Annotated in this window: 7 protein-coding genes; 2 read left to right on the top strand and 5 right to left on the bottom strand. The window is 72.4% G+C overall.

Translation table 11 applies throughout. From position 1 onward, the window contains the following. Window positions 1-78: 78 nt before the first annotated feature. The 5 genes from ettA to ACWCOM_RS18250 form a co-directional block, all read right to left on the bottom strand. The gene (gene ettA / locus ACWCOM_RS18270; RefSeq protein WP_454550172.1) at window positions 79-1,761 is read right to left on the bottom strand and encodes an energy-dependent translational throttle protein EttA; all 1,683 of its coding nucleotides are present in this window, start codon (window positions 1,759-1,761) and stop codon (window positions 79-81) included. Window positions 1,762-1,846: 85 nt separating this feature from the next. Beyond that, the gene (gene ssb / locus ACWCOM_RS18265) at window positions 1,847-2,419 is read right to left on the bottom strand and encodes a single-stranded DNA-binding protein (RefSeq protein ID WP_454550171.1); all 573 of its coding nucleotides are present in this window, start codon (window positions 2,417-2,419) and stop codon (window positions 1,847-1,849) included. Between the two features lie 238 nt (window positions 2,420-2,657). Continuing rightward, entirely contained in the window at window positions 2,658-2,792 is a 135-nt protein-coding gene (locus tag ACWCOM_RS18260; protein WP_454550170.1) for a hypothetical protein, read from the bottom strand. 355 nt (window positions 2,793-3,147) lie between these two features. After that, entirely contained in the window at window positions 3,148-3,378 is a 231-nt protein-coding gene (locus ACWCOM_RS18255) for a hypothetical protein (RefSeq protein ID WP_454550169.1), read from the bottom strand. A 323-nt stretch (window positions 3,379-3,701) separates the two neighbouring features. Then, the gene (locus tag ACWCOM_RS18250; RefSeq protein WP_454550168.1) at window positions 3,702-4,739 is read right to left on the bottom strand and encodes an acyltransferase family protein; all 1,038 of its coding nucleotides are present in this window, start codon (window positions 4,737-4,739) and stop codon (window positions 3,702-3,704) included. 1,638 nt (window positions 4,740-6,377) lie between these two features. Here ACWCOM_RS18250 and ACWCOM_RS18245 point away from each other — a divergent pair. Together ACWCOM_RS18245 and ACWCOM_RS18240 are read left to right on the top strand one after the other, a co-directional pair. Beyond that, a complete protein-coding gene (locus tag ACWCOM_RS18245) occupies window positions 6,378-7,181 on the top strand; it encodes a hypothetical protein (protein ID WP_454550167.1) in 804 nt (267 codons plus the stop codon). Between the two features lie 222 nt (window positions 7,182-7,403). Further along, window positions 7,404-7,620: hypothetical protein (locus ACWCOM_RS18240; protein WP_454550166.1), on the top strand; the 217-nt coding region annotated here is incomplete at its 3' end.

The following is a 7,620-nucleotide window of genomic DNA, read 5'->3' as shown; positions in this document are numbered from 1 at the left end:
TGGGGCCCGGCCGCCCCGGCGGGGGCCGTGCCGCGGGCCGGACGGGCCCGGGCGGGGCCCGGGCCCGTCGGGCGCGGATCAGTCGCGGGTCAGGCGGCGGTGGGTGACCCGGTGCGGCCGGGCGGCGTCGGCGCCGAGGCGCTCCACCTTGTTGGCCTCGTAGGACTCGAAGTTGCCCTCGAACCAGTACCAGTTGTCCGGCTCCTCCTCGGTGCCCTCCCACGCGAGGATGTGCGTGGCGACCCGGTCCAGGAACCACCGGTCGTGGGAGACCACCACGGCGCAGCCCGGGAACTCCAGCAGGGCGTTCTCCAGCGAGCCGAGGGTCTCGACGTCGAGGTCGTTGGTGGGCTCGTCGAGCAGCAGCAGGTTGCCGCCCTGCTTGAGGGTCAGCGCCAGGTTGAGCCGGTTCCGCTCACCGCCCGAGAGCACGCCGGCCTTCTTCTGCTGGTCCGGGCCCTTGAAGCCGAACGCCGAGACGTAGGCGCGCGAGGGCATCTCGACGTTGCCGACGTTGATGTAGTCCAGCCCGTCCGAGACGACCTCCCACAGCGACTTGTTCGGGTCGAGGTTGGCGCGGTTCTGGTCCACGTAGGAGATCTTGACGGAGTCGCCGATCTTCAGCTCGCCCCCGTCCAGCTCCTCGAGGCCCACGATGGTCTTGAACAGGGTCGACTTGCCGACGCCGTTGGGGCCGATGACGCCCACGATGCCGTTGCGCGGCAGCGAGAAGGACAGGTCCTTGATCAGGGAGCGGTCCCCGAAGCCCTTCTGCAGGCCCTGCGCCTCGATGACGAGGTTGCCCAGGCGCGGTCCCGGCGGGATCTGGATCTCCTCGAAGTCGAGCTTGCGCGTCTTCTCGGCCTCGGCGGCCATCTCCTCGTAGCGGGCCAGGCGGGCCTTGGACTTGGCCTGCCGGCCCTTGGCGTTGGAGCGCACCCACTCGAGCTCGTCGGCCAGCCGCTTGGCCTGCTTGGCGTCCTTCTTGCCCTGCACCTCCATGCGGGCCCGCTTGGTCTCGAGGTAGGCCGAGTAGTTGCCCTCGTAGCCGTAGAGACGGCCGCGGTCGACCTCGCAGATCCACTCGGCCACGTGGTCGAGGAAGTACCGGTCGTGCGTCACGGCCATGACGGCACCGTGGTAGTCCTTCAGGTGCTGCTCCAGCCACAGCACGGACTCGGCGTCGAGGTGGTTGGTGGGCTCGTCGAGCAGGAGCAGGTCCGGCTTCTGCAGCAACAGCTTGCACAGGGCCACGCGGCGGCGCTCACCGCCGGAGAGGACCGTGACGTCGGCGTCCGGCGGCGGGCAGCGCAGCGCGTCCATCGCCTGCTCCAGCTGGGAGTCGAGGTCCCAGGCGTTGGCGGTGTCGATGTCCTCCTGGAGCCGGCCCATCTCCTCCATCAGGGCGTCGAAGTCGGCGTCGGGCTGGGCCATCTGCTCGGAGATCTCGTTGAAGCGGTCGAGCTTGGCCTTGATCTCGCCGACGCCCTCCTCCACGTTGCCGAGGACCGTCTTCTCCTCGTTCAGCGGCGGCTCCTGCAGCAGGATGCCGACGGTGTAGCCGGGGCTGAGCCGGGCCTCGCCGTTGGAGGGCTGGTCGAGGCCGGCCATGATCTTGAGGATGGTGGACTTGCCGGCGCCGTTGGGTCCCACGACGCCGATCTTCGCGCCGGGGTAGAACGACATGGTGACGTCGTCGAGGATGACTTTGTCGCCCACGGTCTTGCGGGCCTTGGACATTGTGTAGATGAATTCCGCCATGCCCTCAAGGCTACCCCGCTCCGTCCCCGCCCACCGGCGGGGACGGAGCGGGACGGGCGGGGCCCGCCGGGCGCGTCGGGGCGGCTCAGGCGGTCGCGGGCTGCCGACGCGGCCGGCGTCCCGGATCGGCTCCGGGGCGGATCTCGCCGGTCTCCGGGTCGACGCTCTCCGGGGCCGGAGGGTCGTCCTCGGCCGGGTCCCGGCGCTGCCCGGAGGGGCTCGTCGTCTCCTCCGGAGCCGACGGCGCCGCGCCGTCCCCGGCCGGGTCGGGTGCTCCGTTCGGCTCCGCGGCCGGGGAGGCGGTGACGGTGCGCTGGAAGCAGGCCGTGCCCAGCGCCAGGTCGTGCCCGATCGAGACGGCGTCCACGTCCACGGCCGTGCTGCGCCCGTGCTCGCCCTCCCAGGACCGGACCTTCAGCTTCCCGACCACCACCACGGGCTGGCCCTTCTTGATGCTCGCCAGCGCGTTGAGCCCCAGCGCGCGGAACGCCTGCACGGAGAACCAGTTGGTGTGCCCGTCGCGCCAGGCCGAGCTCTGCTGGTCGAACCAGCGCGGCGTGGAGGCCAAGCGGAAGGTCACCACCACGGTGCCGTCGGGCAGGTTGCGGGACTCGGGGTCCGTGGCCACGTAGCCGCGGACGGTGATCTGCTCGGTCATCGGGAACTCCTCTGGACGGCGGCCGTTCGGCCGGGGCTGGCCCCGGTGCGGGGTGCCCCCAGGGTCCTGCGCTCCCGGTCCGGGACGAGGCCCCGGCGGCCCGGTTGTGGAGGGACCGGCCCGGGATTCCCCGGGCCGGGGACCGGTGCAGTGCGGACCGAACCGCGGCATCCGTGCCCGGGGCCGGCGCCGTAGCGACGCGGACGGTGGCCGGTGCGGGGCGGGCGGTCCCTGTGCCTCAGTCGAGGTCGGCGGTGTCCCACGTGATCACGCCGAGCGGGCGATGACGCTTCTCCTGCTCCCGGGCGCACGCCCAGCACCACGGCCCGTGCACGGGCGGCGCCCCGCACGGGCAGAGGCGGATACGGGACATCGTGCTCACCTCGATGAAGGTCGCAGCGGCCGGTCGGGCGGTGGCCCGCCGGACCGTCATCCTGCGCGGGTGTTCCTACTCCTACTACCGGTGCGGGAGCGCCTGTGGATGCACCCCGGCCGGAATGTCCCGGAACGTCACGGTCCGGACCTCCTCCGACGGCCGCCGCACGGCCGGAGGCCCGCCTGGCGCCGAACCGGGTCCGGGCCCGCCGGACACGACGGCGCGGACGGACCGGCACCCGGTCGCAGGCACCCGTTCCCGGATGCCCGGTCGCCGGCATCGGTCGCGAGTGCAGTGCGGACGCCGGGACCGGATCCGCACTGCACCCCCCCGGATCCGGTCCCGGCGTCCCCTACACGACGAGGCCCTGCCCGGTGACGATGCCACCCGTGCGGGTGTCGAGCTGCACGCAGTGGCTGTCGATCACGCTGCGGATGATGGCCTCCAGCCGGTCGGGGGCGATGTCCTCGTCGACGTGCCGGGCGATGAAGTCCCTGGTGTCCTCCGCGGCCTCCTCGACGGACTCGTAGTGGTGGTGGCGGGCCCCTCCGCCCACCCACTGCCGGATGATGGTGACGCTCATGGTTCCTCCCCTGGTCGGGTCCGCAGGCGTGGCCCTGTCCGCCCCGGGTCTCCCCTCCGAGGCGGTCCCTCGGGCGGGTCGCCGCCCGAGGGAGCGAGGATCGTGCGCCCGGCTCGCCCGCCCTGCCGAGGGCGGGGCGGGGCCGGGTGGGCCACGCCTCACGGAACACCTCTTAACTTATGCGAATTCACCGACTGCAGCTGTCCCCACTTCCGCCCCGCACGGCGAGGGAGCGGTGCCGGTGACCGGGCGCGCCGAGACCGCGCGCAGCAGAGGCGGTCCTGGGACACGGTGGGGCGCGTGGCCGGCACCGCGGCGTCGGCCTACCGCGGGCTCGGGGACGCCGGGACCCGGGGGTCGAGGAGACCCTTGGCCCGCAGCGCCGGCTTCTCCACGAGCGTCCAGGAGAGGAAGGCCAGGGGCAGCACGAGGACCACCGTGAGCACGATGTTCGCGGTCACGCCCCACGCCGCGGTGCCGAGCATGACCAGCAGCTGCTGGACGGGATAGGCGTAGATGTACACGCCGTAGGACAGGTCCGTGCGGGTCGTCCAGGCGCGGGAGGGCACGGACCCGATGCCGAGGACCGCGACGGCGAGCGGGAACTGGCCGAACTGGTCCGCCCAGCCCTCGTTGGTCAGGACCAGGTACGCGGCGACGGCGGCCGCCACGTGCCAGAGGCGCGGGCGCCAGCGGTCGGCCCAGGCCCAGACGGCCGCCCCGGCCAGGAAGTAGCCGGCGAGCCGGAGCCCGTTGAGGTAAAGGGTGGTCGTGACCTCCAGCGGACCCTCGGCGAGCACGCGGAGGCCGATGACCGCCAGGGTCAGTGCGGGCAGCACCCACCGGGCGCGCCGGACGGCCACGGCGAGGCTGAGCACCGCGCCGAGAGCGAGATAGGCGACGGCTTCGTAGAACAGGGTCCACAGGGAGCCGTTCCACGCCCCGTCGACGGGGGCGCCGGCGAGCGACCCGTCGATCTCCCACTGGGTGATCCTGAGCGCGCTGTTCGACAGCACGAAGCTCGCGGCCGAGCGCAGGTCGAAGGCCTGGCCGCCGAGATGGGCGCCCAGCGGCGCGAAGAACGCCGCCACCACCAGGAGGCTGACGAGGAAGCCCGGGTAGATGCGCAGGAGGCGTCGCCAGAGGTAGGGCACGAACTGCGTCCGCGTGCGGCTCTCGGCGATGAGATAACCGCTCACCAGGAAGAAGCCGTTGACGGCCACGTCGGAGAGGAACTCCATGCCGTGGCCGGGGGCTCCGGTGAGCGGCCATGCGTGGCCGAGGATGACCATGGCCGCGAACACGAGGCGCACGGCGTTGAGAAGGTTGTGACGGCTGCTCAGCCGTTCCTTGAGTGTCATGAGCGTCTGCACTCTCTGCGAGGGGTCTCACCCGACCCCCCGGGTGAGGCTCGTATTCTCACATGCAAATGCCTGGAGCGCCATCACGGCGGCCGTGGACGCCTCAGCAGCGGGACGACGGCGAGGTGCCCGGCCACGTCGGGGGGAGCGCCGGGGGGTCGGTGCACGCGGCGTCGTCCGGACATGACGAAAGCGCCCCACCCGGGAGAGGGCGGGGCGCTCCGCCGCGCCGGAGCGCGTGGCGCAACCCCACGCCGTTGGGGTACGACGTCCGGGGTTGCCGCACCGGTGTGAGCCAGTGCCACCCATAAGCTACCAGATGGTAATTTGGCCGCAGACATGTCGCTTCCCCCGCATGGGCTCCCGGCCGGTCGTTCCCCGCCTCGGCCGTCCCCACCGCGCCGAGGCCCAGGAGGACGAACGGCCCACAGCGACCCCGGGGTGCCCGGGGACCACCGCCGCCGCCGCCCGGACGCGAGCACTGACGACGCCCTGCCTGTCGGGCGAGAACGGCTCCGACATCGAGCACCGGCGATGGGACGTGCCTCCGGCTACCGCGCACCGGGGGGGGTTCCGTCCGGGTCGAGCCTCCCGGGCACCCCGCCGGGCCTCCGGGGCCGCAGGAAAGGACCTGCTGGTCCGCACCGCTGACACCCGTGCGGGGTGGGCGGACACTCCTCGTTCGTGAGCGCCCTCCGGACGACGGCCGGGGCGTGCGCGGAGGTCCGCAAACCGGGCAACAATTCCGACAGTGGCCCGGGCACCGGCACAGCCGACGGTCCTGACCGAGGACAGTACGTTTCGCGCACTCGTCCGGCTCCGCGGATGTCGTTTCGGCTAGCGTTCGACGCGTGCTCGGTGCGGATCGTCCCGACGGCACCGCCCGGCTCCACAGCCTGCGGCGGGTCGCCGGCACGGAGGACGGCGAACCCCTCTTCCCCTGGCCGCGTCGAGACCGCACCGGCGGGGGGAACGAGCTCGTCGGACCCCTGTGCGGGACGGTGCGCACCTGACGGAGCGCCCCTGCTCTCTCTCCATCACGGGGGCGCTCCGCCGCACCTCAGGTGCTGGGCCAGCAGCGGGCCGGTGACTCCTCGTCCCTTGATGCGAGTCCCCGGCCCTCCCGGGAGTCCCTGCTCGGTTGCCCTGGCCGGCATCGACGCTATCCGGCTTCCGGAGCACCCGAGATCCGCGGGTCTCACACTGTGAGACACCACCGGCCACGCGCAGTGCGCCCCGTCCGCCGCATGGTGGACGGGGCGTTCTCTCCCACCGGCCGACGTGCCGGGTGCCCGGTGCGGGGAGAGGACCGGGGAACGGCCCGGACAGGGCGCGGACCGCGTCCGCACCGCACGGTCGGGTCGGCGGCGAACGGGGTCGACCCGCCACGACTGCGGAGCCACCGGCGCCGCCCAGCGGGTCCGGTCGCGCGCAGGCCGCGACGCCGAGCCCGAGGGGGCCGCCGTCGCCCTCGGTGAGGCGCCGGGACCCCACGGCGTACCGTCGGGCCCGCCGACCGGAGGAGGGACATCGAACGTGGCAGCTGTCCCCGTTTGCGCGTCTTGCGACTGCAAACCCCCTCCCGTAGGAAGAGGTGGACGGCGAGCGAGGATTCGCCACGACCGAGGGGGCTGGGGCATGAGCGAGACACGGGGGACGCCGAAGATCTGGGTGGCGCTCGGGGTGGTCCTGTTCCTGGTCCCGTTCTGGGCCCTGCGGCAGTTGGACCTCCCCCTCTGGGCCACTCTGGCCTGGCTGGGAGTGGTGGTCGCAGCCGCCCTCCTGTTCGGGCGATGGGCGCGCCACGCGCCCCGCCACGAGCGGTTCAGCATCGACGACGAGTGGCAGTCCGGCCTGCCGGCCTCCGAAGCACTCGAGCGCATCACCGAGCACTTCCGGGCCGAGGGAGCCACGGTCCGCCAGAACGGACGGGAGGTCGTCGTCGAGGTCGGGTCCGACCTCATGTTCCGCTTCACCGGCATCGAGTCGGCCAGGGGCCGGCACGCCTTTCCCTCCACGCTCACGGTGACAGCCACCGGCGCAGGCGGAAGGACCACCCTGCGAGCGCAGAGCCGGGACAACCTGGGGTGGTACGCCAAGATGCACTCCTGGATCCCCCAGTGGGCCGCCGAGCGCAACGCCCACCTCCTCGACTCCGCTCGTTGCCTCACCGGCGCGACCGCCGAACGGCCTCATCTGGAGGCCATCAGGGACCGCCCGTCCGACAACAGCTTCCGGCCGGAGAACGCCATGAACTGGTCCTCCGCCGTGATCGTGTGGGGCTGCTGGGCCCTTCTCACCGCGTTCGTCGTCCTCGACGACGGCTTCCCCGTGGGCTTCTACTGGCTCTTCACCGCCGCGGCGGTTCTTCTCACGGGTCTGCTGGTCTGGTCTCGCCGGCGGCGCGACAGGTCCTGGGCGGATCGGGTGAAGAAGATGTGAGCTGCCACGTTTCGACCGCAGTTCTCGCCCACACCCCTCACGACTGGAGACAGGCCCCGTGCAGGAACCCCGTTCGCCATCCTCGTCGCCGGCGTCACGGTGCTCGTCCTGGCGTCGGCGGCCCTGCTGCACGGCCGCCGGCCGTTGGCCCCACGCCTTGCGAAGGACTCGCACGCGCAGACCGTCCGCAGCGTCGAGCTGGCCGCCGGGTGGACACCCACGGTGCTCTCGCTGGGTTTCCCGCTGATGGCGCTGCTCGTCCCCCTCGACCACTACGACCGGGGCTTCCGCTTCATGGTGGTCGGGTTCTTCGCCGTGGGTGCGGTGTGGCTGCTCGCGGTCGTCAAACTGCCAGGTTGCACGTCACCGCCGACCCGACGCGGACCGCGTCATCGCAGCACTGCTGCTCCCACTCGATACCCAGGGTCGGGGGGAGAAC

Source organism: Kocuria sp. KH4 (assembly GCF_053711175.1).
This window is presented reverse-complemented; position numbering and strand designations above follow the sequence as displayed.

Coding starts and splice junctions, on each gene's coding strand:
- ACWCOM_RS18260 (WP_454550170.1), bottom strand. CDS start 2,792: ATGTCCCGTATCCGCCTCTGCCCGTGCGGGGCGCCGCCCGTGCACGGG.
- ACWCOM_RS18245 (WP_454550167.1), top strand. CDS start 6,378: ATGAGCGAGACACGGGGGACGCCGAAGATCTGGGTGGCGCTCGGGGTG.
- ssb (WP_454550171.1), bottom strand. CDS start 2,419: ATGACCGAGCAGATCACCGTCCGCGGCTACGTGGCCACGGACCCCGAG.
- ACWCOM_RS18250 (WP_454550168.1), bottom strand. CDS start 4,739: ATGACACTCAAGGAACGGCTGAGCAGCCGTCACAACCTTCTCAACGCC.
- ettA (WP_454550172.1), bottom strand. CDS start 1,761: ATGGCGGAATTCATCTACACAATGTCCAAGGCCCGCAAGACCGTGGGC.
- ACWCOM_RS18255 (WP_454550169.1), bottom strand. CDS start 3,378: ATGAGCGTCACCATCATCCGGCAGTGGGTGGGCGGAGGGGCCCGCCAC.